Origin of the sequence: Rhodococcus jostii RHA1 (assembly GCF_000014565.1) — a bacterium.
GTDB classification, from domain to species: domain Bacteria; phylum Actinomycetota; class Actinomycetes; order Mycobacteriales; family Mycobacteriaceae; genus Rhodococcus_F; species Rhodococcus_F jostii_A.
In genome coordinates, this window is record NC_008268.1 from 1,324,176 (window position 1) to 1,349,091 (window position 24,916).

23 protein-coding genes and 1 pseudogene are annotated in these 24,916 nt (G+C 68.6%); 7 read left to right on the forward strand and 17 right to left on the reverse strand.

The window, feature by feature from the left end:
- The first annotated feature begins 2 nt into the window (after nucleotides 1-2).
- Entirely contained in the window at nucleotides 3-758 is a 756-nt protein-coding gene (locus RHA1_RS06080) for a sirohydrochlorin chelatase (RefSeq protein WP_011594334.1), read from the forward strand.
- Here the strand turns inward: RHA1_RS06080 and RHA1_RS06085 are convergent.
- From RHA1_RS06085 to RHA1_RS06115, 7 genes are all read right to left on the reverse strand, one after another.
- Nucleotides 694-1,743 carry an aminotransferase class I/II-fold pyridoxal phosphate-dependent enzyme gene (locus RHA1_RS06085; protein WP_011594335.1) on the reverse strand — a complete coding sequence of 350 codons (1,050 nt, stop codon included), beginning with the start codon at nucleotides 1,741-1,743 and terminating at the stop codon, nucleotides 694-696. The genes RHA1_RS06080 and RHA1_RS06085 overlap by 65 nt on opposite strands.
- Nucleotide 1,744: 1 nt before the next feature.
- The gene (locus tag RHA1_RS06090; RefSeq protein WP_009473962.1) at nucleotides 1,745-2,767 is read right to left on the reverse strand and encodes a 3-oxoacyl-ACP synthase III family protein; all 1,023 of its coding nucleotides are present in this window, start codon (nucleotides 2,765-2,767) and stop codon (nucleotides 1,745-1,747) included.
- Nucleotides 2,768-2,770: 3 nt separating this feature from the next.
- A complete protein-coding gene (locus tag RHA1_RS06095) occupies nucleotides 2,771-3,430 on the reverse strand; it encodes a hypothetical protein (protein ID WP_009473963.1) in 660 nt (219 codons plus the stop codon).
- Nucleotides 3,427-5,139 (reverse strand): thiamine pyrophosphate-binding protein, encoded by a 1,713-nt coding sequence (locus RHA1_RS06100; protein ID WP_011594336.1) that lies wholly within the window; start codon nucleotides 5,137-5,139, stop codon nucleotides 3,427-3,429. Before RHA1_RS06100 ends, RHA1_RS06095 begins: the two co-directional genes overlap by 4 nt.
- Before the next feature lie 187 nt (nucleotides 5,140-5,326).
- Nucleotides 5,327-6,085 (reverse strand): anti-sigma factor family protein, encoded by a 759-nt coding sequence (locus RHA1_RS06105; protein WP_011594337.1) that lies wholly within the window; start codon nucleotides 6,083-6,085, stop codon nucleotides 5,327-5,329.
- Nucleotides 6,082-6,588 (reverse strand): sigma-70 family RNA polymerase sigma factor, encoded by a 507-nt coding sequence (locus tag RHA1_RS06110; protein ID WP_009473967.1) that lies wholly within the window; start codon nucleotides 6,586-6,588, stop codon nucleotides 6,082-6,084. The genes RHA1_RS06105 and RHA1_RS06110 overlap by 4 nt, the downstream gene beginning before the upstream one ends.
- A gap of 121 nt (nucleotides 6,589-6,709) precedes the next feature.
- Nucleotides 6,710-7,111: a DUF1801 domain-containing protein gene (locus RHA1_RS06115; RefSeq protein ID WP_050787251.1), complete on the reverse strand. Its 402-nt coding sequence runs from the start codon at nucleotides 7,109-7,111 to the stop codon at nucleotides 6,710-6,712.
- A 170-nt stretch (nucleotides 7,112-7,281) separates the two neighbouring features.
- Between RHA1_RS06115 and RHA1_RS06120 the strand changes: the two genes are divergently transcribed.
- The 4 genes from RHA1_RS06120 (at nucleotide 7,282) to cysC (ending at nucleotide 12,005) form a co-directional block, all read left to right on the forward strand.
- Nucleotides 7,282-8,142: a universal stress protein gene (locus RHA1_RS06120; RefSeq protein ID WP_009473969.1), complete on the forward strand. Its 861-nt coding sequence runs from the start codon at nucleotides 7,282-7,284 to the stop codon at nucleotides 8,140-8,142.
- A gap of 247 nt (nucleotides 8,143-8,389) precedes the next feature.
- Entirely contained in the window at nucleotides 8,390-9,193 is an 804-nt protein-coding gene (gene stf0, locus RHA1_RS06125; RefSeq protein ID WP_011594340.1) for a trehalose 2-sulfotransferase, read from the forward strand.
- The gene (gene cysD, locus RHA1_RS06130) at nucleotides 9,190-10,122 is read left to right on the forward strand and encodes a sulfate adenylyltransferase subunit CysD (RefSeq protein ID WP_011594341.1); all 933 of its coding nucleotides are present in this window, start codon (nucleotides 9,190-9,192) and stop codon (nucleotides 10,120-10,122) included. Before stf0 ends, cysD begins: the two co-directional genes overlap by 4 nt.
- Nucleotides 10,122-12,005 (forward strand): sulfate adenylyltransferase subunit CysN, encoded by a 1,884-nt coding sequence (gene cysC, locus RHA1_RS06135; RefSeq protein WP_011594342.1) that lies wholly within the window; start codon nucleotides 10,122-10,124, stop codon nucleotides 12,003-12,005. The genes cysD and cysC overlap by 1 nt, the downstream gene beginning before the upstream one ends.
- Here the strand turns inward: cysC and RHA1_RS06140 are convergent.
- The 8 genes and pseudogenes from RHA1_RS06140 to RHA1_RS06170 form a co-directional block, all read right to left on the reverse strand.
- Nucleotides 12,002-13,494: pseudogene (locus tag RHA1_RS06140) on the reverse strand (UDP-N-acetylmuramoyl-L-alanyl-D-glutamate--2,6-diaminopimelate ligase). The gene cysC and the pseudogene RHA1_RS06140 overlap by 4 nt on opposite strands.
- Nucleotides 13,495-13,608: 114 nt before the next feature.
- On the reverse strand, nucleotides 13,609-14,988 hold the full coding sequence (locus tag RHA1_RS06145) for a sulfatase family protein (protein WP_011594344.1): 1,380 nt from the start codon (nucleotides 14,986-14,988) through the stop codon (nucleotides 13,609-13,611).
- Nucleotides 14,989-15,013: 25 nt separating this feature from the next.
- Complete coding sequence (locus RHA1_RS06150; RefSeq protein ID WP_009473975.1) at nucleotides 15,014-16,027, reverse strand: sulfate/molybdate ABC transporter ATP-binding protein; 1,014 nt, start codon at nucleotides 16,025-16,027, stop codon at nucleotides 15,014-15,016.
- Nucleotides 16,024-16,830 carry a sulfate ABC transporter permease subunit CysW gene (gene cysW / locus RHA1_RS06155; protein WP_011594345.1) on the reverse strand — a complete coding sequence of 269 codons (807 nt, stop codon included), beginning with the start codon at nucleotides 16,828-16,830 and terminating at the stop codon, nucleotides 16,024-16,026. The genes RHA1_RS06150 and cysW overlap by 4 nt, the downstream gene beginning before the upstream one ends.
- Nucleotides 16,827-17,708: a sulfate ABC transporter permease subunit CysT gene (gene cysT / locus RHA1_RS06160; protein ID WP_009473977.1), complete on the reverse strand. Its 882-nt coding sequence runs from the start codon at nucleotides 17,706-17,708 to the stop codon at nucleotides 16,827-16,829. The genes cysW and cysT overlap by 4 nt, the downstream gene beginning before the upstream one ends.
- Before the next feature lie 7 nt (nucleotides 17,709-17,715).
- On the reverse strand, nucleotides 17,716-18,747 hold the full coding sequence (locus RHA1_RS06165) for a sulfate ABC transporter substrate-binding protein (RefSeq protein WP_009473978.1): 1,032 nt from the start codon (nucleotides 18,745-18,747) through the stop codon (nucleotides 17,716-17,718).
- A 181-nt stretch (nucleotides 18,748-18,928) separates the two neighbouring features.
- On the reverse strand, nucleotides 18,929-19,057 hold the full coding sequence (locus tag RHA1_RS53520) for an Ms4533A family Cys-rich leader peptide (protein WP_368681004.1): 129 nt from the start codon (nucleotides 19,055-19,057) through the stop codon (nucleotides 18,929-18,931).
- Nucleotides 19,058-19,144: 87 nt separating this feature from the next.
- The gene (locus RHA1_RS06170; RefSeq protein WP_005247996.1) at nucleotides 19,145-19,327 is read right to left on the reverse strand and encodes a hypothetical protein; all 183 of its coding nucleotides are present in this window, start codon (nucleotides 19,325-19,327) and stop codon (nucleotides 19,145-19,147) included.
- Nucleotides 19,328-19,413: 86 nt separating this feature from the next.
- Between RHA1_RS06170 and RHA1_RS06175 the strand changes: the two genes are divergently transcribed.
- On the forward strand, nucleotides 19,414-21,369 hold the full coding sequence (locus RHA1_RS06175; protein ID WP_011594347.1) for a glycoside hydrolase family 15 protein: 1,956 nt from the start codon (nucleotides 19,414-19,416) through the stop codon (nucleotides 21,367-21,369).
- A gap of 26 nt (nucleotides 21,370-21,395) precedes the next feature.
- On the opposite strand, the gene RHA1_RS06180 is transcribed toward RHA1_RS06175, so the two are convergent.
- Together RHA1_RS06180 and lepA are read right to left on the reverse strand one after the other, a co-directional pair.
- The gene (locus RHA1_RS06180; RefSeq protein ID WP_011594348.1) at nucleotides 21,396-22,334 is read right to left on the reverse strand and encodes an NAD(P)H-dependent flavin oxidoreductase; all 939 of its coding nucleotides are present in this window, start codon (nucleotides 22,332-22,334) and stop codon (nucleotides 21,396-21,398) included.
- Nucleotides 22,335-22,392: 58 nt separating this feature from the next.
- On the reverse strand, nucleotides 22,393-24,285 hold the full coding sequence (gene lepA, locus RHA1_RS06185; RefSeq protein WP_011594349.1) for a translation elongation factor 4: 1,893 nt from the start codon (nucleotides 24,283-24,285) through the stop codon (nucleotides 22,393-22,395).
- A 65-nt stretch (nucleotides 24,286-24,350) separates the two neighbouring features.
- Between lepA and RHA1_RS06190 the strand changes: the two genes are divergently transcribed.
- Nucleotides 24,351-24,914, forward strand: coding sequence for a type II toxin-antitoxin system PemK/MazF family toxin (locus RHA1_RS06190; RefSeq protein WP_020476709.1), 564 nt, complete (start codon nucleotides 24,351-24,353; stop codon nucleotides 24,912-24,914).
- Nucleotides 24,915-24,916 lie beyond the last annotated feature (2 nt).

Genomic DNA, 24,916 nt, shown 5'->3' on the forward strand with positions numbered 1-24,916 from the left:
CGATGACCCCGCTGATCGCTGTCGCCCACGGCAGTCGCGACCCCCGCAGTGCGCGGGTGGTGGCGGCTGCCGTGTCGGCGCTCCGGGCCAAGCGACCGGACCTCGACGTCCGGCTGTGCTTCCTCGACCTCAACGCACCGTCCGTGGACCAGGTGATCGACACGGTCGCCGCCGAGGGGCATTCCTCCGCCGTGGTCGTGCCGATGCTGCTGGGCAGCGCGTTCCACGCACGCGTCGATCTTCCGGCGCTCCTGGACGCCGCCCGCCTCCGTCACCCGCACCTGCATGTCCGGCAGGCCGACGTTCTCGGGCACGACGCGCGGCTGGTCGAGGCCGTCCGTGACCGCATCGGCGAGGCCGGCGGTTCCGCCCGCGAGTCCGGTCTCGGTATCGTCCTCGCCGCGGTCGGTTCGTCCGACCCGGCCGCGAACGACCGAACCCGCGAGCTGGCCGGATCGGTCGTCGCGGGCACCCGATGGTCGGGAGCGGTGACGTGTTTCGCGACGTCGGCGGAACCGACGGTGCAGCAGGCGATCTCGACGCTGCGACAGGCCGGCGCCGAGCGCGTCGTGATCGCACCCTGGTTCCTGGCGCCGGGACTGCTCACGGACCGGTTGAGCCGTGCGGCGGAATCCTGCGGACCCGGCATCACCTACGCGGCCACCATCGGACCGCACCCCCGGCTGCTCGACGTCATGCTCGACCGGTACTCGCAGACCCACACGGAGCTGCAGCGGTACCGGGCGCTGTCGGCCTGAGCGCGTCGATCACCGCACGCCCGGCATCCGGGTTCCCCACCGCTATCCGCGCGTCACCATTGGGGTAGGTGCGCGCGTGGATGCCGGCGCGGGCCAGTGCGTCACCGACGTCCTCTCCGGGGAGGTACAGAAAGTTGGCGTGACTGCGCGGGACCGGAATTCCCGCCGCCCTCACCGTGCGCCACAGTTCCTCGCGTTCGGCGACGATGGCAGCCACCCGGGCACGGAGCTCGTACTCGGCGGCGTACGACGCCGTGACCGCGGGAACGGCGGCGCTACCAATCCCGAACGGCAGTTGCAGCGTTCGAATCGTCCGCGCCAGTGCCGCGTTCGCGAAGCCGAATCCGATACGCAACCCGGCCAGTCCGTACGCCTTGGAGAACGTTCGCAGGAACACGACGTTCGGGTGTTCGGCGATGATGCGATGCACGTCCAGGACCTGTCGGCGGTCGACGAACTCCACATAGGCCTCGTCGAGGACGACGACCACCCGGTCCGGCACATGACGGAGGAAATCCGCCAGTTCGGCGGTGTCGACGAGCGTCCCGGTGGGGTTGTGCGGGCGGCAGACGACGACGAGCCGGGTGCGGTCGTCGATCGCGGCCGCCATCGCGGCCAGATCCTGTCCGCCGTCCGCGAGAATCGGCACCGGCACCGCGTCGAGTGCCGCGATCCGCGCCATGATCGGGTACCCGTCGAACGTCGGGGCGGTGAACACGATCCGCTCCCCCGGCCCGGCGACGGAGCGCATGATCTGCAGGGCGACGCCGGTGGCGCCGGCGCCCACCACCACCTGTTCGGCGTCGAGCCCTTCGTGATCCGCGATGACCTGGATCAGCCGGTCCGGCAGGAACTCCGGATACCGATGCGCCCGGCGCATCACACCGTCGAGCGCGGCGAGGACGGAGGGCAGTGGGGCGAACGGGTTCTCGCTCAGCGCGAGATCGAATCTCGCACCGGGTCCCGCGATGGTCGGCGTGGTCATCTCACACCCCCGCCGGGGCGGCGCCCCACCGAATGGCCCCGGCCCCGGCGAAGTCGCCGGCGTGCGCGAACGCGGACATCATCACCAGCGAGCCGTTGGGGATCCGGCCTGCCCGGTTCTCGATGTCGAGGGTGACGGGGATCGCGGCGCCGAACAGGTTCCCGCATTCGTCGAACGTGTCGGGGTGCCGTTCCGCCGGGAGCTCGAGTGCGTCCCGCCAGTTGCGGAGGAACAGCCGGTTGGGCTGGTTGGTGACCAGGGTGTCGATCTCGTCCGGGGTGATGTCGATCTGCTTGCACACCGCGAGCGCAACCTCGGGGACGAGCCTGTTCCCTCGGGCGAAGACCTTCGCGATCCTCGATTCGGTGAACCCGATGTGCAGTTGGCCGGTGCCCGCCTCCCAGTACTTGCGGGGCGGATCGACGGCGGCCGTCATGTCTCCGGCGAACTCGGGGTAGGTCCGGCACTCCAGCCCCAGCACCGGTGCGGCCTCCGACTTCACCAGCAGGCATGCACCCGCGCCGTCACCCGGCACCGCCGACTGTGCCAGCGCGCGCACGTCCGGTTGCGTGAAGATCTGGCCTGCGCTGTTCTGCACCGACACGATCAGGGCGGTCGACGCGTCCCCGGTCTGCATGATCTGACGTGCCAGCTTGATCATGTACACGAACGACGCGCAGCCGCCGTTGTGCAGGTCCACCACCCAGTCCGGGGTGATCCCCATCCGGCGCGCGAGTTCTCCGCCGGTACCCAGGATCGGGACGTCGGGCAGCTGGGTGTGGGTGATGAGAATGTCCACGTTGGAGACGAGTTCGGAGCCGTTCCGTTCGACCAGCGGGGCGATCGCACGTTCCGCCATGTCGACGGCGTTCTCGTCGCTCGCGATGTGGTGGCGGAATTTCGGCGCCCGGAACATGATGTTCTCGGCGAGCCGGTCGGAGGCGGCGAACTGGGCGAAATAGTCCGCACCCACCCGGTTCTCGGGTAGGTAACCGGCAATGTCGATCAGGCTGACGGTGTCCATGTCTCACTCACTCATCCAGGTCGGGGTCACGGGCAGGTCGTTCGCCCACCGGTATTCGCAGATCGCCTTGAGATTGCTCATCTCCAGTTGGTGTCCGGCGGCGAACATGTCCCAGAAGTCGCCCACCCACGGAACCCGGTCCGCGGGAGCGGTCTCGGGGTAGGGATTGTCGTCGTAGAACGGATGGTGGCAGTTGGTCCACAGCACGACGGATCCGTCAACGTCCAGGACCGTGCGCGCGTCCACCACCCGCATCAGATACACCATCCACAGGTGTGTGCCCTGGTCCCAGGCACAGTGATAGTCGACGGTCATCGCGGCCGGGTGTGCCACGGTGCGCGTGTAGATCTCGGTGGTGTCGCCCAGGCGGTCGTACGCAAGCCACAGCCCGGGTTCTCCGGCCGGGGTGAATCCGCGGAGGCTGTACGTCCATTCCTCGAGGCTGCGGGTGTCGGAGAGGTAGCGGAACACCTCGTCCGGCGGGCAGTCGATGTATTCGTTGACAGTGCAGTACTTTCCGAACACCTGGTCGTGCGGATACACCGACCTCAGCATGTCCATGATGATCGGTGTCGTCGCCTGACGGTCGGAGGTCTCGATGCGGACGAGGCCGGGCAGGTCGGCGGGAAGGTCGGGCAGCGGGGCGATCTCTCGAGCGGTCATCGGCGTGCTCCTTCTCGGGATTCGGATCTCTCGGTCGGGCGTCGGACGGGCAGGAACGGCAGGAACGGCGGCAACTCGTCGGCGTCGCACGCGACTTCGATGACAGCGGGCCCCGCCGAGTCGGCCGTGGCGCGGAGCGAGTCGGCCAGGCCGGCGTGCGTGTCGACCGCGCGGGACGGCAAGCCCGGAAACAGTGCGCCGACTCCCGCCGCGATGTGTGCGGGACGAAAACGGCTGTAGGTGTATGCGCCCTCGAAGTACACCTGCTCGCGGGTCAGGCACATCGCGTGGGCGTTGTTGTTGAACACGACGAACGTGACCGGCACGTCGTACTCGACCGCGGTGTGGATCTCGAGCCCGTGCGCGTAGAACGCACCGTCGCCTGCGATCACGAACGTGCGGCGGCCGCGCGAGAAGGCGGAACCGATCGCGGCGCCGAACGTGTAACCCATCCCGCCCATTCCCAGCGCCACCACGAACCGGCCTCCGGTCGGAACCGGAAGATGGTGCACCACAGCGGCACCCGTATTTCCCGCATCGGCGAACACGTCGGCGCCCACGGGCATCATCGCGGCGAGCGCCTTCACCGCGTCCGTGTAGCGCAGGCCCGACGTGCCGGACGACGGCACGTCGATCGGGGTCGGCTCGCTCTGCGCGACGGCCGCCCGCGAGGCTGCAGGCCCGATCTCGGTGACGAGCCCGCGCAGCGTCGCCCGCAGATCCCGCGTCGGCAGGTGATGGGCCTGCAGAAACGGCTTCGCCGAGCCCACGCTGTACACCAGCGTCTTCTCGAGCACCCCGTCCAAACCTCCGCGTGCCATCACCGGCAGTCGCGTGCCGACGAGCAGGCAGACGTCGGAATCCTGCAGTGCGTCGACGACATCCGGATTCCCCATCGCGCCGGTGACCCCGAGCCGCCCCGGCGCCGCGGGATCGAGCACGTCCCTCGCGTCGGGCGTGACGGCCACCCGGGCGCCGAGCACGTGCGCGAGTTCCGCGAGTTCCCCTCGCGCGCCGGCTCGCGCCACCTCGTCTCCGGCGATGACGGTGACGCGGCCGTAGTCGTCGCGGAGGGCCTCGGCGAGCCGTGTGATGTCCGTCGGGGTGGTGCGCGGTGCGGTCGGGACCGCTCGACGTGGTTCCGGGAACTCACCGCGCGACCGCTGAATGTCCTTCGGCAGCAGGAGAACCGCGGGCCCACCGCGTCGCGCGGCGGCCAGCGCCTCGGCGAGCTGGCGTTCGAGGTCGAGCGGCGACTCGACCCGCGCGCAGTACACGGACACCTCACCGAACAACCGGGTCGCATCGATCGACCCCGCCAGTCCACTCGTGTCCTGGAATGCGCCCATCCCTTCGAGCGTCGTCGGCGGTTGCCCGACCAACGCCAGAAGCGGCACACGCGACGCGAATGCTTCACCGAGACCGGCGATCACATTGAGCGCACCCCCGCCCGAAGTCGCCGCGACCACCCCGATCCGGTTCGACGTGCGGGCATACCCGTCGGCCATCGTCGTCGCCGCGAACTCGTGTTTGGCGACGACACCTTCGACGTCGAGGGAGCGGTGCAGCGCGTCGTACAGGTCCTCGATGTTCGCGCCTCCCACACCGAAGACGTGCTCGACCCCCTCTGCGGCCAGCGCGGCGACGATGTAGTCGACGACGCGCATGTTCCGACCGGTTTTCCGTGGCTCGTGATCCGTGAGATTCATCGGCAGACCCCCGTGTCGTGGATCGGGTGGGGCGACCAGCGGTCACCCACTGGATATACACACGAACCACGTACCGGTCGGGTTCACCGGTGGCAGAACATTTTTCCGGAAACGTTCGTGACGAACGAGACACGACGGTGGAGCGTGCAGGAGGTATGAAAACCGACCCGACTCCCTGGCGGCCCGCTCACAACGCCGCGGTCAGCAGTACCTCGTGGTCGTCGTCGGATCGCACGTCGATGCTCACGATCGCGTCGACGGGCAGGCTGGTGGTGGCCGTGGGCCGCACCGTCGTGCCGGCCTCACCGGTCCAGGTGGCCAGTGTGGTGACGACTCCGGAGCGGTCGGTGACGGTCAGCGCGTACCCCTCGGTGTCGGCGCCGTAACGACCGTCGCCGGGCCAGGTGTCCTCGTAGGAGCACTCGACGAAGATGACGGTGCCCCAGGACACCGACGCGACGGATGCGCTCGCGGTGATCGTCGTCGGAACCACGGGGGTGAACACCGCCTCGGTGGTGTTCGCGCGGTCCGGGACGGGCATGGCCGTGACCGGGGCGGGCGGGGTCCGGTCCTGCGTCACCAGCACCCCCACCGGGACGGCGACGGCGATCACGGCGGCCGCCGCCGCGAGGGCCGTCGCCGCTCGCCGGTGCCGTCGGCGCCGCTCTACCGTCCCCACCAGGTGGGTCAGCACACGTGGTGCGGGGGTCTCCGAATCAGCGGGTGCAGCGTTCCCGGGCAGCGTGCCGAACGCCTCTTCCGGTGTGATCAGGGCCAGCAACCCGGGCATGCCCGCCAATTCGGACACGGCCTGCGAGCACTGTGCGCAGTGGGCGAGGTGGGCCTCGTATTCGCGCCGATCGCTCGGGGACATCGCACCGAGTACATATGCGGCGTCCCAGCGGGCGTAGGGATCCTCGTGCGACTCGAAGTCGTCGAACGTCATCGGGTCACCCCCATTTCCTGCAGAGCCAATCGAAGGGCCCGCAATCCGTAGTGCATGCGGGATTTCACCGTTCCCTCCGGTATTCCGAGTTCGTCGGCCATCTGGTGGGTCGACATTCCCCGGTAGTAGCCGAGCACGAGGACCGCACGATGGTCGGGGCTGAGCCGGGCCAGCGCATCACCCATCATCCAGGCGTCGAGTGCGCCGTCCGAGCTGTCCGGGGCGGCGCGTTCGGGCGTGGAGCTCATCCCGATCTCACGCTGGGAGCGGGCGCTGCGGTGCTCGTCGAACACGAGGTTCCTGGCGACCGTGAACAACCACGCCCGGGCCGACGACTCCGACTGGTCCAGCACGTTCGGATGCTTCCAGGCTCGCAGCAGGACCTCTTGCACGATGTCCTCGGCGCGGGCGCGGTCGCCGGTCAGCCGCAGGGCATACCGCCACACCGCGGGGGCATGCTCCTCGTACAGGGCGTGCATCAGCTCGGTCTGGGCATCCGGCATCGGTCACCACCTCTCAGCAGTACACACGGTTCACCCGTGCCTCCGGTTCACCGCGCCACTGAAACACAGGGAAACCCCAGGTGAAACGGGTCGCAGCGGCCGAAAACCCTTGGCCCGTACGCTAGGAGGTGTTCAGTGCCACGGCGGCGTGGACGAGCGCCTGGAACGCCTCGGCGTCGAGCGTGTCGCCCTCGTGGAAATCGATGGCGCGCCGGGTGTTGCCTTCGAGGCTGGAGTTGAAGAGGCCTGACGGGTCGTCCAGCGAGGCGCCCCGGGCGAACGTCACCTTCACCGCATTCTTGTACGTCTCACCGGTGCAGATCATTCCGGCGTGCGACCATACCGGCACCCCTCGCCACTTCCACTCCTCGACGACGTCGGGGTCGGCCTGCGTGACGAGGGCACGGATCCGGGCGAGCGTCTCGCCCCGCCAATCACCCAGCTCCTCGATTCGCGCATCTATCAACTGCGAGGGAGAGTCACCTCCGCCTCCCTCTTCCGAGCCGCTCGTCCGCTTCTTCATGGTGGACTGTCGCTCTCCTTCTGGCTGTCGTCGCTCGCCGGTCACTCGAGTATCCTCGCGGACCGCGCCGATCGCATCGAGATCGCGCCGTGATCGGCTGCCGACCGATTTACCTCTGGCGCGTCGTCGCCGTCCTGGACCAAACTGGAATGGAGGTGAGGAGCACCCCCATGAGCACAGCACGGATTCGACGCGGCATCGTGGCAGGCATCGACGGATCGGACGGCGCGCTGGAGGCGGCGGCGTGGGCTGCATCGGCCGCGAGGCGCTTCGAGGAGCCGCTGCGCCTCGTCCACGTATTACCCAAGCATCCGAATTCCGCGGACGGTCACCCCGAGGGCGATGAGTTCCTCGACGCCGCCGAACGCATCGTCCTGGACGGGCAGCGGGACCTGGAGGTCGAGCGCAGTACCCACCCCGGTCCGCCCGCCCACGCGCTGGTGGAACTGTCCAAGACGGCCCGGATGCTGGTTCTCGGACCCGCGGCCACGAGTGAGATGAAATCGGTGGTCGCCGGTTCCGATGTCGTGCGGGTGTCGAACCGAGCCGAATGTCCGGTGGTCGTCTGGCGCGGCATCCAGGGCCACGAGGTCAGCGAAACCCGCCCCGTCGTGGTGGGTGTGGACGGCAGCGAACTGAGCCACATGGCGGTGGCCCACGCGTTCGAGTTCGCGGCATTCTTCGGCGCGCCCCTCGTCGCGGTGCACACCTGGGCCGAGCACTCCACCCTCGGTGCGTGGTACTCGGAGGAACGTCGCTTCACCGACTGGTCCGATCTAATCCAGCACGAGGAAGCCTGGCTTGCCGAGAGCCTCGCCGGGTGGCGCGAGAAGTACCCGGATGTCGAGGTCACGCGCTGCCTCGAGCGTGGTGGGCCGATGAAGGTGCTCCTCGAATACTCGTTCGGTGCGCAGTTGATCGCCGTCGGCAGCCACGGGCGAAATCCGTTCACCGCGTCGATCGTGGGCTCGACGAGCCAGAGTCTCATCCACCACGCCCGGTGCCCGGTGCTCATCTGCCGAAAAGGCTGAATACCGTCAGCGTCCGTTTCACTCTTTCGATCAGCCTGATTCATATTCACCGTTCGCGGGCCCATTCCCCGGGCACGGCGCGCACCGAATTGCTACGTCAGAAAACTGCTCTGACCTGCCCCAATCCCCAACGCCACGGCGCTGATATCGCAGATTCACACACAGCAGAAAATGCCAAGTGTTTCAATCACGCTAATTCGATTTACTCCAGATTTCGGCAGCGGATTTCGCGTTTATAGTTTCCGGCATGTCGGAGCCACGCTCATATCTCGTCTGCGCGTCACAGCGCAGCGGCAGCACTCTGCTCGTCGAATCTCTTCGCGCCACGACGGTGGCCGGCAACCCCGAGGAGTTCTTCCAATACCTGCCGTCCACCAGTCGATCACCGCAGCCGCGGCAGTGGTTCGAGGGTGTCACCGACGAGGCGGTGCTCTCGCTGCTCGCCCCGCTCGAACCGGGGACCGCCGACACCCGCACCGCGGAGCAGTGGCGCGATCAACTGCTCAGCCTCGGTCGCACCCCCAACGGGGTGTGGGGCGGAAAGCTGATGTGGAACCAGGTGCCGCTCGTCCTCGACCGTGCCGCCGGACTTCCGGACCGGTCCGGTGACGACCTGCGGTCCGCCCTGGACGACATCCTGGGCGGCGACCTCGCCTTCATCCATGTCTACCGGCGTGACGTCGTCGCGCAGGCGGTGTCGATGTGGCGGGCGGTGCAGACTCAGGTGTGGCGCGACGACGCCACCCCACCCGCCCCGCACGACGGCGCCGAGTACCACGCGGGCGGCATCGCCCATCTCGTCCGCATTCTGCGCGATCAAGATGAGCAGTGGCGCAACTGGTTCGAGGTCGAGGGACTCGACCACATCGACATCGGTTTCGACGATCTCGTCGCGGCGCCGCAGGCGACGGCGGCGAAGGTGCTCGTCGAACTCGGCCTCGACGCCGATCTCGCGCCCCCGCCGCCGCTGAAGCGGCAGAGCGACGGCCGCTCCAAGGAGTGGGCCGAGCGGTATCTGTCCGACGCCACCGCGAACGGACTTCCGCTGTGACCGCCGTCGGGGCGCCGCGTGACAGCGCCGCACGGGTGGACGAACTCCGTGCGCTGGAGGCGGAGGCCGTGCACATCATCCGCGAGGTGGTCGCCGAACTCGAGCGACCGGTTCTGCTGTTCTCGGCCGGCAAGGACTCGATCGTGTTGCTGCGGCTGGCGGAGAAGGCGTTCCGGCCGTCCCCGTTGCCGTTTCCCGTCCTGCACGTCGACACCGGGCACAACTTCCCCGAGGTGATCGAGTTCCGCGATCGCCGGCTCGCGCAGGACGGTCACCGGCTGATCGTCGCGTCGGTGCAGGAGTCGATCGACAGGGGCCGCGTCACCGAATCGGGCGGGCCGGGCACGTCCCGGAACCGGCTGCAGACCCGCACCCTGCTCGACGCACTGGAGGAGCACCGTTTCGACGCCGCGTTCGGCGGCGCGCGCCGCGACGAGGAACGGGCCCGCGCGAAGGAGCGGGTGCTCAGCTTCCGCGACGAGTTCGGGCAGTGGGATCCGCGATCGCAGCGGCCCGAGCCGTGGTCGCTGTACAACGGGCGGATCCGCCGCGGTGAGCAGGTCCGCGTGTTCCCGCTGAGCAATTGGACCGAACTCGACATCTGGCGCTACATCGAACTGGAGAACCTCGCGCTGCCGTCGATCTACTTCGCCCACGAGCGGCAGGTGTTCGCGCGCGACGGCATCCTGCTGGGGTTGTCCGAGTACACGCTGCCCACCGAAGACGAACTGGTGCAACGGCTCCGGGTGCGGTATCGCACGGTCGGGGACCTGACGATCACCGGTGCCGTGCGTTCCGACGCCGGCGATGTCGCCGGCGTGATCGAGGAGATCGCCGCGGCCACGGTCTCCGAACGCGGCGAGACCCGGGCCGACGACAGAACTTCCGTTGCCGCGATGGAAGACCGCAAGCGCGAGGGGTACTTCTGATGACCACCACCAGCCGGCCCCGTCAGTTGCTGCGGCTCGCCACCGCGGGCAGCGTCGACGACGGCAAGAGCACTCTGATCGGACGGCTCCTCCACGACACCGGCAGCCTGCCCACCGACCACCTCGAGGCGGTGACGAACGCCGACGGCGAGGCCGACCTCGCCGCCCTGTCCGATGGGCTGCGCGCCGAACGCGAACAGGGCATCACCATCGACGTGGCGTACCGGTTCTTCTCCACACCGACCCGCAGCTTCGTGCTCGCGGACACGCCGGGGCACGAACGGTACACCCGCAACATGTTCACCGGTGCGTCGAACGCCCACGTCGCCGTGCTGCTCGTGGACGCCCGCGCCGGGGTGCTCCGGCAGACCCGACGCCACGCCCGGATCGCCGACCTGCTCGGCGTGCCGCACCTGGTCGCAGTGGTCAACAAGATCGACCTCGTCGACTTCGACGAGACCCGGTTCAAGGAAGTCGAATCCGAACTCGGCCTGCTCGCACAGCGCCTCGGCGGCCGCGACCTCACGGTGATCCCGGTATCCGCCACCCGCGGCGACAACGTCGTCACACGGTCGGATTCGACACCCTGGTACGACGGGCCCACGATCCTCGAGTATCTCGAAGAGGTGGAACTCGCCGCACCGTCCGCCGTCCCGTCCGAACTGCGACTGCCGATCCAGTGGGTGGCGCGGCCCACGGACGACCGGCGCCGCCGCTACACCGGCCGGCTGTCCGCAGGCACCCTGTCCGTCGGCGACGAGGTGGTGGTCCTGCCTGCGGGTTCCCGCAGCACGGTCACCGCCCTCGACACCCTCGATCCCCACCGGTCGGTCGCGGTCGCGCCGCTGTCGGTGTCGTTCGAACTCGCGGACGACCTCGACGTGGCCCGCGGCGACCTCGTCATCAGCGCCGCCGCCGACGCGACCGCACCCGCCCCGGCCCGCGAGATCGACGCGACCGTGTGCTGGCTGAGCGAGACACCGCTGCGGGCGGGCGACCGGGTGGCACTCAAGCACACCTCCCGCACCGTGCGCGCCACGGTTCAGGAATTGCACACCCGGCTCGACCCGGAAACCCTCGAAGAACACGACTCCCCCAGCGAGCTCGCCCTCAACGACATCGGCCGGATCACGCTCCGGACGAGCACGGTCGTGCTCCCCGACCCCTATGCCACCAATCGTGACGCCGGCGCGTTCATCCTCATCGACGAACAGAGCAACGACACCGTCGGCGCCGGAACCGTCGGCGAAGCCCGGGAAGTCGTGCCCGGCGAGCAGACCCGGCACGACATCAAGTGGCACCCGTCGTCGCTGGAACGGGATCGGCGCTGGTCCGCGACCGGGCAGCGGGGCGCCACCATCTGGCTCACCGGGCTGCCGGCGTCCGGGAAGTCGACGGTGGCAGTCGCGCTCGAACGGACCCTCGTCGACGCAGGACGAACCGCGTACCTGCTGGACGGCGACAACGTACGGCACGGCATCTCGGACGACCTCGGGTTCTCCCCCGGCGACCGGGCCGAGAACATCCGCCGCGTCGGTCACCTCACCCGGTTGTTCGCGGACGCCGGGGTGGTCGCCATCGCGTCGATGGTGTCGCCGCTGAGCTCGGACCGTGCGATCGCGCGGGCGCTCAACGAGGCCGCGGGACTGCCGTTTCTCGAGATCCACGTGAGCACCCCGGTCGACGAATGCGAACGGCGTGACCCCAAGGGGCTCTACGCCCGGGCGCGGGCAGGTGAACTCCGCGGCCTCACCGGGATCGATGCGCCGTACGAGGCCCCCGAGAATCCGGATCTCGCGTTCGACACCACCGGCGCCGATCTCGACGATCTCGTCGCGCGGATTCTCGCCGAACTCGCCCGGCACGAGACGCCACCGGCCTAGCGCGCGACGAGCCGCAGGAGTGCCTCGTGGAGTGCGATCCGGTCGTCGAACACACGTCGGCGCGGCCCGTACGCCTGAACCCGGTCGTGCCCACGGCCTGCGACCACCACGACGTCGCCCGGCGCGGCGAGGGTGACAGCGGCGACGATCGCCTCGGCGCGGTCGGGCACGACGAGCACTTCGGCGTCGCCACCACTGCGTGCACCTCGCGCCACGTCCTCGCGCAGACGCTGCGCGTCGTCGGAGCACGGACTCTCGTCGGTGACGATGACCGTGTCGGCGAAACGGGCCGCGGTCGCACCGAGCGGCACCCGCTTGCCGGGGTCGCGCTCACCGGTCGCCCCGACGACGGCGATGACCCGGCCTCGCGTCAGCGAGCGGAGGTACGGAAACAGACGTCGCTGACCGGCCGGGTTGTGCATGTAGTCGACGAACGCGAGGAACGGCTGGCCCGCGTCCACCGCCTCCAGGCGTCCGGGCACCGTATCGGGGCTCTCGATCCCGGCGACCGCCGAGTCGAGGTCCACCCCGCGAACCGCGATGGCGGCGATCGCCGCGAGTGCGTTGTCCACCTGGTGCACTCCGAGTAGCCGGAGCCGCACCGGTTTCCGCGCCCCGGCGCCGTGGAGCGTGAACGACGTGCCGCCCTCGTCCGCGTGCACGGCGGACGCATGGAAGTCGGCCGCCGTCGTCCTCGACGAGAACGTCACGCGGGGCACGGTGACGGTGGCGGCGAGGCGGCGCCCGAATTCGTCGTCGACGCCGACGGCTGCCGCGGCGCAGCGCCCCGGTTCGAACAATCGGGCCTTCGCCGCGAAATACGCGTCCATGTCGGGGTGAAAGTCCAGATGGTCGCGGGCGAGGTTGGTGAACACCCCCACCCGGAACGACGTTCCGTCGATACGGTGCAGAGCGAGACCGTGGCTCGACACCTCCATCGCGACCGCGCCGATCCGATGCTCGGCGAACGCGGCAAGGGTCTGCTGGAGCTCGACGCCTCCGGAGTTGTCCGGGTCGCGGTGCGTGACCCGTTCGGTCCCCGGACGGCGATCCCCGTCATCATGCCGGTGCCGACACCCGCCGCACGCAATCCCGCGTCCAGGAGATACGCGGTGCTGGTCTTCCCGTTCGTCCCCGTCACACCGTAGACGTCGAGTGCCTCGGACGGATTGCCGTACACCCACGCTGCCAACGGACCGAGAGCACGACGCGGATCGTCCACCACGATCGTCGGCAGCACGTCCGACCCGCGGTCGCTGAGCATCGCGACAGCACCGCGCGCCGCGGCCTCGCCCGCGAACTCGATCCCGTGCCGGTGCCGCCCCGGCAGCGCCGCGTACACGTCGCCGGCCCGGACGAGACGAGAGTCCTGGCTGATACCCGTCACCGCTGCCTCGCCGGACCCGGAGAGTGCCGCCGAGCAGTCGAGGCGGCGCACCATCTCGCGCAGCAGCTTCGGCGGAGTGCACCGCGGGCAGTCGACGCTCACGCTTCCAGTGCACCACTGCCGTGCAGGTCGCGAGGACGGAACCGCATCATCCGCCCCTACGTCGCTACACCGCTCCGCGGCACCCCTACCTCGCTACGCCGCTCCGCGGCACCCCTACCTCGCTACGCCGCTCCGCGGCTCGTCGAGAATTCCGCGATCCGAACTGTAGGCCGAACGCACGTCCGGCACACGGTCGAGAGTGGCGAGGTATTCCTCCATCGCCTTCCGGGCGTAGGCCGTCCCCTCTTCCTCGCTCGGGATCGAGTCGCCCGTCGCCCGTCGCCACGTCGCGAGTTCCAGCGCCAACTCGGCCTGCGTCCCGGCGAAGTCCTCGGTGTCGGCCAGGTTGTCGCGCTCGCCGGGGTCGGCGACCAGGTCGTAGAGTTCCCGGCTCGGACGCGGCCGGAGATGCTCGGTGCCCAGCGCCGCACCGGACAGGCTCTTCTCGATGTCGAGGGGCAGATCGAGCCTGGGCCGAGGCGCGTAGTTCTCGATATAGCTGAACCGCTTGGTGCGCACCGCGCGAATGGGATCGAAGCTGTCGTGGAACGTCTTCTCCGTGAACAGGACGTCGCGTGCCGTCGACTTCGACCGGCCCAGCAACTGCCCGGCGTGGGAGACACCCTCCACGGCCGCGGGGATCGGGACGCCGAGCAGTTCGAGAAGGGTGGGAACGAGATCCACCCCGCTGAACAGGTCGTCGTAGACGCGAGGCGACGCCCGCAGCCTCCGCGGTGGGCGGATGATCGTCGCAATTCCGGTGCCCGGCGCATACAGTGTCGACTTCGCACCGGGGAAGGCCTCGCCGTGGTCGGTGAGGAACACGACCCACGTACTCTCGTCGAGCCCCTCGTCGTCCAGCGTCTGCAGCAACCTGCCGACGGCCGCGTCGGCCACCTCGATCGACCCGTGGAATCCGGCCAGATCCTCACGGACCTCCGGCCGGTCGGGCAGGTACGACGGAACGGCGAAACCCTCGGGATCAGCGGGTACATACCTGTCGACCGGGTACGGGCGGTGCGTCTCGAAGAAGCCGGCGGTCAGCAGGAACGGTTGCGGAGGGAACCGCGACAGCCACCGCGACGCCCGATCGGTGACGTATTCGCAGTACGAATTCGTCACGTCGTACTCGTGGAAGCCGAGCCGCTTGGGGTACGCGGTCTCGTGCTGCATCCCGAACAGGGCCGTGTACCAGCCCGCCTCCGCCAGCAGGGACGGCAGCGTGCGGACGTCGTCGTGGTACTGCCAGCCGTGGTGTGCGAGGCCGATCAGCCCGTTGCTGTGCGGGTACCGGCCCGAGAACAGAGCCCCACGCGACGGCGAGCACAGCGGCGCCGCCGCATGCGCGTCCGTCAGCAGCACACCCTCCGCGGCGAGCCGGTCGAGGTTCGGACTACGCACCCCGGACGCGCCGTAACACCCGAGGTGACGGCCCAGATCGTGCCAGTGCACGATCAGAACGTTGTCACGGGCGGGATTCACCGAGGTCGCCACAGTCGCCTCCTACATCGGCGGTGAGTTACAGGGAGACCGGAACTTCGGCCTCCGGGAGTTCGGGAGCCCGCGTGGCCCGCGCGTACACGGTCTCGCCTTCCTGCAGGCCGAGCGCCGCGCTGTCGCCGCGAGTCACCTGCGCGGAGAAGGGCTCACCGGTGGCCTCGTTACGCAGATCCACCCGCACCTCGAACCCCAGGTGCACCACTCGCTCGACGGTCGCCCGGGTGACGCCGAGCGATTCGGCCGTGCCGGCCTCCTGCGCGAGGGCGAGGTCGGGATCGCGGCCGAGGCGGATGTCGTGCGGTCGAACCAGCTGACCGTTGAGCTTGGCCACCGACCCGAGGAACGACATCACGAAATCGTTGTGGGGGCGGTCGTAGAGGTCCTCCGGTTCACCGATCTGCTCGATCCGGCCCTTGTTGAGGACCGCGATCCGGTCGGCGACGTCGAGCGCCTCCTCCTGGTCGTGGGTGACCAGCACGGTGGTCACGTGCACCTCGTCGTGCAACCGGCGCAGCCAGGTGCGCAGGTCCGTGCGGACCTTCGCGTCGAGCGCGCCGAACGGCTCGTCGAGGAGAAGCACCTTAGGGTCCACGGCCAGGGCCCGCGCGAGCGCCATCCGCTGACGCTGACCGCCCGACAGTTGCGCCGGATAACGGTGCTGAAAGCCGTCGAGGCCGACGATCTCGAGAAGCTCGTTGACCTTCTTGTCGATCTCCGGCTTGGGCCGCTTGCGGATCTTCAGGCCGAACGCGACGTTGTCGCGCACCGTCATGTGCTTGAACGCCGCGTAGTGCTGGAACACGAAGCCGATGTCCCGCTTCTGCGGGGAGATGTCGGTGACGTCGTTCCCGCCGATCACGACGGTGCCGGAGTCGAGGGACTCCAGTCCGGCGATGGATCGGAGCAGCGTCGACTTGCCCGAACCACTGGGCCCGAGGAGCGCGGTCAGCGAACCCGAGGGGATGTCGATCGTGACGTCGTCGAGAGCAGCAAAGGACCCGTAGTTCTTCCGGGCGCCGGTCACGGTAATCATGTGGTGCTCCTCTTGCGGTCGAGCAGAGTCATCAGAAGCAGGGTGATCAGCGCAATGCCCATCAGCAGGGTGGCTGCGGAGTACGCACCGAACGTGTTGTGGTCGTCGATGTAGCGCGAGTGCACGAGCAGGGTCAGGGTCTGCGACACACCGGGGAAGCCCGAGGACACCATGATCACCGCACCGAACTCGCCCAGCGAGCGGGCGACGGTCAGGACCACACCGTAGGTGAGGCCCCAGCGGATGGCGGGCAGTGTGATCAGCCAGAACGTCTGCCAGCGGCTCGCACCGAGCGTCGCGGCGGCCTGTTCCTGCTCCTCGCCGATCTCGTGCAGGACGGGCTCCACCTCCCGCACGACGAACGGCAACGTCACGAAGAGGGTGGCGATGACCATGCCGGGAAGCCCGAAGATCACCTTGAACCCCAGCGATTCGAGCCCGCCGAACCAGCCGTTGGCACCCCACAGCAGGATCAGCGACACGCCGACCACGATGGGCGAGACGGCGAACGGTAGGTCGACCACCGCCTGCACCAGGCCGCGGCCGGGGAAGCGGCCCCGGACCAGCGCGAGGGCGGTGACGATCCCGAACACCACGTTGACCGGGACGACGATGGCCACGATCAGCAGGGACAGGTTGAGTGCGGAGATCGCGGCGGGGGTGCTGATCGACTCGATGAAGGCGCCGATCCCTTTCTCGAACGTGCGGAACAGGATGATGACGATAGGCACCACCAGCAAGCCGAACAGATAGAGCAGCGCGACTGCGCGCAGGGTGATCCGGGTGGACCCAGAGAGCTTCATTCCGCCTGCTCCTCACGACGCTGCCCCCGGCTGGCGAAGACCCGGAGGGCGAACAACGTCACGAACGCGATGGCCAGGAGAGCCACCGACACGGCCGCCGCGGCGGCCGGCCGATCGATTTCGATCTGCTGTTGAATGTACTGGGAAGCGACCTGGGTCTCTCGGGGAATGTTTCCGCCGATCAGGACGACCGACCCGTACTCGCCGATCGCGCGGGCGAATGCGAGCCCCGCGCCGCTGACGATGGCCGGGGTCAGGGTGGGCAGCACGACGCTCCGGAAGATCGTCCAGTTGTCCGCGCCGAGCGAGGCCGCGGCCTCCTCGACTTCCCTGTCCACCTCGATCAGCACCGGCTGCACCGAGCGGACCACGAACGGCAGCGTCACGAATGCCAATGCAACGATCAGACCGGGCTGCGTCGCGTTGAGGTGGACCCCGATCGGGCTCTCCGGGCCGTACAGCGACAGCAGCACGATGCTGGCCACGATGGTCGGCAACGCGAACGGCAGGTCGATAAGTGCGTTGACGGCCCGCTTGCCGGGGAATTCGTCGCGCACCAACACCCACGCGATGAGCGTGCCCATGATCACGTTGATCACGGCCACCACCACCGACACCACGACGGTGACGCGCAGGGACGCCACCGCCACGGGCGAGGTGATCGCGTCCACGAAGCCGCCGATTCCGTCGCCGAACGAGGCGACGGTGAGCGCGGCGAGTGGCAGGACCACGATGATGCTCAGCCAGAGCGTCGCGATGCCGATGCCGAGCGGTCCCACCGCACCGGTGACCCGGGCGACCTTCTTGCGCGTAGGCGGAACGGGCGGAGGCGGCACCGTGATGCCGCGTCCGCCCGTCGCCGTCGTCGTGTCGCTCACGTCGGTCTTACTTGGTTGCGTTGTCGTAGATCACTGCGATGGACCCGGTGTCCTTGGCGAACACCTCGGAGTCGACCTTGGACCAGCCGCCGAGATCGGCGATCGTCCACAGCTTGGCCGGTTCGGGGAACTTGTCGGCGAACTCCGTGGCCACCGCGGGATCGACCGGGCGGAATCCGGCCTCGCCCCACAGCTTCTGGCCCTCGGTGGTGTAGAGGAAGTCCTTGAACGCGTTGGCCTTCTCCAGGTTCTTGCTGTTCGAGAGCACCGCGACCGGGTTCTCGATCTTGAACGTGGTCGGCGGGGTCACGTGCTCGACGGGGTCACCGTTGCCCTCGATGAACAGCGCCTCGTTCTCGTAGCTGAGCAGCACGTCACCGGTGCCCTGCAGGAACGCCTCCGACGCCTCGCGGCCCGACTTCGGCTGAATCTTCACGTGGTCGTTCACCAGCGAGGTGATGTAGGCCAGACCGGCGTCCGGGTCCTGACCGCCGTTGCTCTTCGCCGCGTACGGTGCGAGCAGGTTCCACTTTGCGGATCCGGAGCTGAACGGGTTGGGGGTCACGACCTCGACGCCGGGACGCAACAGGTCGTCCCAGTCGCGGATGTTCTTCGGGTTGCCCTCGCGCACGACGATGGTGACGACCGAACCGAACGGAATCCCGTTGTAGGCGTCCTGGTTCCAGCTCTTGTCCACCAGGCCGGCGTCGACGAGGCGGGTGATGTCGGGTTCGACCGAGAAGTTGACGAAGTCGGCCTCGGCGCCGTCCTTGACCTTGCGGGACTGGTCACCGGAGGCACCGTAGGACGGCTGGAAGGCCACGCCCTTGCCCTCGTCGGTGGCGTTGAACGCGGGGATCAGCTTGTCGAATCCCGGCTTCGGCACGGCGTACGCGTACAGGTTGATGGTGCCCGCGCTGCCGTCGGCACCGGCCGAGTCGCCGCCGGCGGTGTCGCTGGCGCCTCCGCTGCACGCGGTCAGCGCCACAGCTCCGAGCGTCACGAGGGCCGTGAGAAGACTACGAGAACGGCGTTTCATGGGAGAAACCTTCCTGGGGATCTGTCGCAGAGGGGTGGTGCGAAAAACGTGGGAGGTGGTGCGGGAGGAAGAACGCAGGGATCGCCCGAGCGGAATCAGGAATGCGAACGAAAATCAGCAGCGCGAGACCGGTCGAGCGTGCACGGTGTCACCCGCGCGCATTTCTGTGTGCGAGGAGAAATCAACAACAGTCGATGTCGGCGACTGCGAGCATGCCGACAGCGATCAACGCCAATTCATGGCGGACCTGGTGTACAGCGGCTTCAGACACGCCGTGGACTGTAGCAGAGGCTGAACCAACCGCCCACATCGAACGGGATTTACCGGGTGAGCAGCCAGGCGACGATGACGAGGACGAGCAGCGCGAGCAGCGCGAGTGTGACGCGTGAGCGCGGCATCAGGGTTCCTCCACCTTCGAGACATCCCGCCTGAGCAGGACGAAGACTGCGGCCAGGCCACGATCGAGCAGCCACGCCAGTCCCCGGCACACCGGCACCATCACCAGCAGCACGAGGGCGACCTGCGGAACGAACGGGAGCCCGGCGATCCACAGCTCGAAGCCGTCCCACCAACTCGCCATCCGGTCCACCGTGCCACCCTATCGTTCGCCGGCACGTGGTCGGCGCACAGGTGGACGCCGCGACGACGACGGCCGATGATGAACAGATGGTGTCTCTCGATGCGCACTCGGACGACCAGCCCCGCTCTGCCGCGCATCGCCACCGTCGCGCGTTTCCGCCGATCGACGATTACGCATTCCTGTCGGACTGCGAGACCACGTGCCTGATCGCCCGGAACGGGGCGGTCGAGTGGATGTGCATCCCCCGGCCCGACTCCCCCAGCGTCTTCGGCGCCATCCTCGACCGCAGCGCCGGCCACTTCCGGATCGCACCGTACGGGCAGAACGTGCCCGCCGCCCGCCGCTACCTGCCGGGCGGACTGATCGTCGAAACGACGTGGCAGACCGAAACGGGGTGGCTCATCGTCCGCGACGCACTCGTGCTCGGCCCGTGGCACAACGTGGAGCAGCGGTCCCGCTCCCATCGCCGCACCCCCACGGACTGGGATGCCGAACACGTCCTGCTGCGGACCGTCAAATGCGTGAACGGCACCGTGGATCTCGAGATGAGCTGCGAGCCCGCGTTCGACTACCACCGCGGCGACGCGGTGTGGGAGTACACGGGCAAGGTCTACGAGGAAGCCACCGCCACCTGCAAGTCGAGTGGTGCGGGCGACCACCCCACACTCCGGCTGACCAGCAACATGAAGCTCGGGCTGGAAGGGCGCGAGGCCCGGGCCCGGACCCGGATGGTCGCGGACGACAACGTGTTCGTCGCACTGTCCTGGTCGCACATGCCTGCACCGCAGACCTATGACGAGGCTGCCGAGAAGATGTGGCAGACGGCGAAGTTCTGGCGGGAATGGATCACGACCGGCCGCTTCCCCGACCACAAGTGGCGTGGCTACCTGCAGCGCAGCGCCCTGGCGCTGAAGGGGTTGGCGTACGCCCCCACCGGCGCGCTGCTCGCCGCGTCGACCACGTCGCTTCCGGAAACCCCCGGGGGTGAACGAAATTGGGACTACCGCTACGCATGGGTGCGCGATTCGACATTCGCACTGTGGGGGCTGTACAGCCTCGGACTCGACCGGGAGGCCGACGACTTCTTCGCGTTCCTCTACGACGTGTCCAGTGCCGACGACGGCAAGTACCGGCCGCTGCAGGTGATGTACGGCGTCGGCGGCGAGCGGACCCTCGTCGAGGAGGAGCTGCCGCACCTGTCCGGCTATGACGGCGCGCGTCCGGTGCGGATCGGAAACGGTGCGTACGACCAGGACCAGCACGACATCTGGGGAACGATCCTCGATTCCGTGTACCTGCACGTGCGATCGCGCGAGCGGGTGCCGGAGACGCTGTGGCCGATGCTCAAACGTCAGGTCGAGGAGGCGATCGAGCACTGGCAGCTCCCCGACCGCGGCATCTGGGAGGTGCGCGGCGAGCCGCAGCACTTCACGTCGTCGAAGATCATGTGCTGGGTGGCGCTCGACCGGGGCGCGAAACTCGCCGAGCAGCAGGGGGAGACGAGTTACGCGGACCGGTGGGCCGACCTCGCCGACGAGATCAAGGCCGACATTCTCGAGCACGGCGTCGACGCACGCGGAGTCCTCACCCAGCGATACGGCAGCGACGAGCTCGACGCCTCACTCCTCCTCGCTCCGCTCTTGCGGTTCCTGCCCTCGGACGACCCGCGCATCCGCGCCACCGTGCTCGCCATTGCGGACGAGCTGACCGAGGGCGGGCTGGTGCTGCGTTACCGGGTGGAGACCACGGACGACGGGCTCACGGGCAAGGAGGGCACGTTCACGATCTGTTCGTTCTGGCTCGTGTCGGCGCTCGTGGAGATCGGCGAACTCGACCGCGCGAAGCGCCTGTGCGAGCGGCTCCTCGGGTTCGCCAGCCCCCTCGAGTTGTACGCGGAGGAGATCGATCCCGAGTCGGGTCGGCACCTGGGTAACTTCCCGCAGGCGTTCACCCATCTGGCGTTGATCAACGCGGTCGTCCACGTCATCCGCGCCGAGGAGGCCGCGGCGAGCGGCTTCCACCCTGCCCACTACACGGTGTGATCCGGCCGAGGAACTGCGACTCCGGACTACTCCGCGAAACGGTGCAGCAACCGCTCCGCGTCGGCGGCGATCTGCCGCACCACGACACCCGCCGGCCGCTCCGATGTGACGAGACCCGCCGCCTCCCCGGCGTACACGACACCGAGGTCGGGATTCGCGGGGTCGTAGGCGGTGGCGAGTTCGGTGTCGGAGGCGTGCACACCGTGCCAGCGGGACGTGAACGCGTTGCTCAGGGCCCGGCCGCCCCACCGGGCCGGCCACGGCTGGCTGCGCGCCTGGTCGAACACCGACGTGTACACGGTGTCCGCGCTGCCCGCCGCGATCAGCCTGCCGCGGGCGTACTCCGGTCCGATGGTCTCGGGGCTGGCCAGCAGCGCGGTCCCGATCATGGCGCCCTCCGCGCCGGCGGCGAGAACGGCGGCGAGACCGCGGCCGGTCGCGATGCCGCCCGCGGCCAGCACGGGCAGCGCGGTGGCGTCCAGGATCTCCTGCAGCAGGGGCAGCGTCCCGATCCGGCCGGTGTGGCCGCCCGCCTCGCCGCCCTGGGCGATGACGAAGTCGACGCCCGCCGCCTCCACGACCCGCAGATCGTCGATCGTGTTCACCTGCGACACCACGAGCGCCCCGGTAGCGTGCACCCGCTCCACATAGGGCGCGGGATCGCCGAACGACAGCGACACGATCGGTGGGTTCTCGGCCAGCGCGGCGTCGAGCAGAGCGTCGTCGTCGTCGAGCGCCCAGGTCATCAACCCGATGCCGAAGGCGTCGCCGCCGATGCTCCGCGCGACCGCCGTCTCCTTCGCCACCCACTCCGGGGTGGCGTAGCGCGCCGCGCCGAGCAGGCCGAGCCCGCCCGCCTTCGACACCTCGCCGACGAGGGCCCCGCCGGCCCGTCCGCCCATCGGGGCGCCGAAGATCGGCACCTCGATTCCCAGTGTCCGGGTGAGCCAGGTTTCGAGGGCCACGTGCCGCACCTACTTTCGATCAGTCGTCGACGGAGCAGAACAACCGAGCGGTCGCGCGCTACTTCTTCGGCTTGTCCCCGACCGATTCGGACGACAACGCGGCCACGAAGGCTTCCTGCGGAACCTCGACCCGGCCGATCGTCTTCATCCGCTTCTTGCCTTCCTTCTGCTTCTCGAGCAGCTTGCGCTTACGGCTGATGTCGCCGCCGTAGCACTTGGCGAGCACGTCCTTGCGGATCGCGCGGATGTTCTCACGCGAGATGATCTTCGAGCCGATCGCCGCCTGGATCGGCACCTCGAACTGCTGCCGGGGAATCAGCTCACGCAGCTTCGACGTCATCCGCCCGCCGTACGCGCCGGCCGCAGATCGGTGCACGATCGAGGAGAACGCGTCGACGGCCTCACCCTGCAGCAGGATGTCCACCTTCACCAGATCGGCCTGCTGCTCGCCTGACTCCTCGTAGTCGAGGCTGGCGTATCCCTTGGTCCGCGACTTCAGGGCGTCGAAGAAGTCGAACATGATCTCGCCCATGGGCATCTCGTAGCGCAGCTCGACCCGGGTTTCGGACAGGTAGTCCATGCCGCCGAGTTCGCCGCGCCGGTTCTGGCAGAGCTCCATGATCGCGCCGATGAACTCGCTCGGCGCGATGATGGTGCACTTCACCATCGGCTCGTAGACCTCGCGGATCTTGCCCTCCGGCCAGTACGACGGGTTGGTGACGACGTGCTCGGAGCCGTCCTCCATCACCACCCGGTACACCACGTTCGGCGACGTCGAGATCAGTTCGAGCCCGAATTCGCGCTCGAGGCGGTCGCGGGTGATCTCCATGTGCAGCAGTCCGAGGAATCCGCAGCGGAACCCGAATCCGAGCGCTACCGACGTCTCCGGCTCGTAGGCCAGGGCGGCGTCGTTGAGACGCAACTTGTCCAGGGCGTCGCGCAGCACCGGGTAGTCCGAACCGTCGAGCGGGTAGAGGCCGGAGTAGACCATCGGCTTGGGGTCGCGGTATCCCACGAGGGGTTCGGTCGCACCGCCGCGCGCCGCGGTGACCGTGTCGCCGACTCGCGACTGCCGGACGTCCTTCACACCGGTGATGAGGTACCCCACCTCGCCGACGCCGAGGCCGATACTGGCCTTCGGTTCGGGCGAGATGATGCCGACCTCGATCAGATCGTGGGTGGTGCCCGTCGACATCATGGTGATCTTCTCGCGCGGCGAGATCCGGCCGTCCACGACGCGCACGTAGGTGACGACGCCGCGGTAGGCGTCGTACACCGAGTCGAAGATCATGGCGCGCGCCGGACCGTCCGGGTCGCCGACGGGGGCGGGGACCTGCCGCACGACCTCGTCGAGCAGTTCCTTCACCCCGATGCCGGTCTTGCCGGACACGCGCAGCACGTCACCCGGCTCGCACCCCGTGATGTGTGCGATCTCCTCGGCGTATCGGTCCGGGTCGGCGGCGGGCAGGTCGATCTTGTTGAGCACCGGGATGATGGTGAGGTCCTTCTCCATCGCCAGGTACAGGTTGGCGAGCGTCTGGGCCTCGATGCCCTGCGCGGCATCCACCAGCAGGACCGCACCCTCGCAGGCCTCGAGTGCGCGGGAGACCTCGTACGTGAAGTCGACGTGCCCGGGGGTGTCGATGAGGTGGATGACGAACTCCTCGTCGCCCACCTTCCACGGCAGCCGGACGTTCTGCGCCTTGATCGTGATGCCGCGCTCGCGCTCGATGTCCATGCGGTCGAGGTACTGGGCGCGCATCTGCCGCTCCTCGACCACACCGGTGAGCTGAAGCATGCGGTCGGCCAGGGTCGACTTGCCGTGATCGATGTGCGCGATGATGCAGAAATTCCGGATCCGGGCAGGATCCGTGAACGTCTTGTCGGCGAAGCTGCTGATGGGGGACCCCTTACCTGGACCGGCACCGGCCCGGTTCCGGGCCACTGTCACCTGTCAGGATATCCAAGCCACCGCGTTGCGGCTGCCGCGGCATACACGCACTAAGCTCGGCGGCCATGGCGAGCACGTGGAGCAGCATCGGGAAGACGTTGGGCCGACTTGCACGCGACAAGGGCCCGCAGCTGATCCAGGCGCTGCAGAAGTCCGGCGCGCTGGACCGCGCGGCCGGTGTCCTGACCGGGTCGACGGCCTCCGCGCCGAAGCCGGCCCCGGGCCGACCGGTCACCGCGAATTCCGCCCCGACCGCCCATCGGGCCCGGAAGGTGGAGTACTCCCCCGACCTGGACGGTCGCGCGGATCCGGGCGAAATCGTCTGGACGTGGGTGGCGTACGAGGAGGATCCGAGCCAGGGCAAGGACCGGCCCGTGCTCGTCGTCGGACGTGACGGCGACACCCTGCTCGGGTTGATGCTGTCCTCGCAGAGCAAGCACGACGGCGACCGGGACTGGATCGCGGTCGGCTCGGGGGCGTGGGATGCGGAGGGCCGTCCGAGCTGGATCCGGCTGGACCGGGTGCTGGACGTGCCGGAGGCGGGGATCCGCCGCGAGGGCGCCGTGATGGCCCGGGACAAGTTCGAGATCGTGGCGCGGCGACTGCGGGCGGACTTCAGCTGGCAGTGACG

What these genes read in the sequence shown, in the direction of transcription:
- cysC (WP_011594342.1), top strand. Translation starts at nt 10,122, where the DNA reads ATGACCACCACCAGCCGGCCCCGTCAGTTGCTGCGGCTCGCCACCGCG.
- RHA1_RS06115 (WP_050787251.1), bottom strand. Translation starts at nt 7,111, where the DNA reads ATGAAGAAGCGGACGAGCGGCTCGGAAGAGGGAGGCGGAGGTGACTCT.
- RHA1_RS06170 (WP_005247996.1), bottom strand. Translation starts at nt 19,327, where the DNA reads ATGGCGAGTTGGTGGGACGGCTTCGAGCTGTGGATCGCCGGGCTCCCG.
- RHA1_RS06150 (WP_009473975.1), bottom strand. Translation starts at nt 16,027, where the DNA reads ATGATTACCGTGACCGGCGCCCGGAAGAACTACGGGTCCTTTGCTGCT.
- RHA1_RS06120 (WP_009473969.1), top strand. Translation starts at nt 7,282, where the DNA reads ATGAGCACAGCACGGATTCGACGCGGCATCGTGGCAGGCATCGACGGA.
- RHA1_RS06110 (WP_009473967.1), bottom strand. Translation starts at nt 6,588, where the DNA reads ATGCCGGATGCCCAGACCGAGCTGATGCACGCCCTGTACGAGGAGCAT.
- RHA1_RS06105 (WP_011594337.1), bottom strand. Translation starts at nt 6,085, where the DNA reads ATGACGTTCGACGACTTCGAGTCGCACGAGGATCCCTACGCCCGCTGG.
- RHA1_RS06085 (WP_011594335.1), bottom strand. Translation starts at nt 1,743, where the DNA reads ATGACCACGCCGACCATCGCGGGACCCGGTGCGAGATTCGATCTCGCG.
- RHA1_RS53520 (WP_368681004.1), bottom strand. Translation starts at nt 19,057, where the DNA reads ATGTGGGCGGTTGGTTCAGCCTCTGCTACAGTCCACGGCGTGTCTGAA.
- stf0 (WP_011594340.1), top strand. Translation starts at nt 8,390, where the DNA reads ATGTCGGAGCCACGCTCATATCTCGTCTGCGCGTCACAGCGCAGCGGC.
- RHA1_RS06095 (WP_009473963.1), bottom strand. Translation starts at nt 3,430, where the DNA reads ATGACCGCTCGAGAGATCGCCCCGCTGCCCGACCTTCCCGCCGACCTG.
- RHA1_RS06100 (WP_011594336.1), bottom strand. Translation starts at nt 5,139, where the DNA reads ATGAATCTCACGGATCACGAGCCACGGAAAACCGGTCGGAACATGCGC.
- RHA1_RS06175 (WP_011594347.1), top strand. Translation starts at nt 19,414, where the DNA reads ATGGTGTCTCTCGATGCGCACTCGGACGACCAGCCCCGCTCTGCCGCG.
- RHA1_RS06190 (WP_020476709.1), top strand. Translation starts at nt 24,351, where the DNA reads ATGGCGAGCACGTGGAGCAGCATCGGGAAGACGTTGGGCCGACTTGCA.
- RHA1_RS06090 (WP_009473962.1), bottom strand. Translation starts at nt 2,767, where the DNA reads ATGGACACCGTCAGCCTGATCGACATTGCCGGTTACCTACCCGAGAAC.
- RHA1_RS06080 (WP_011594334.1), top strand. Translation starts at nt 3, where the DNA reads ATGACCCCGCTGATCGCTGTCGCCCACGGCAGTCGCGACCCCCGCAGT.
- cysW (WP_011594345.1), bottom strand. Translation starts at nt 16,830, where the DNA reads ATGAAGCTCTCTGGGTCCACCCGGATCACCCTGCGCGCAGTCGCGCTG.
- RHA1_RS06165 (WP_009473978.1), bottom strand. Translation starts at nt 18,747, where the DNA reads ATGAAACGCCGTTCTCGTAGTCTTCTCACGGCCCTCGTGACGCTCGGA.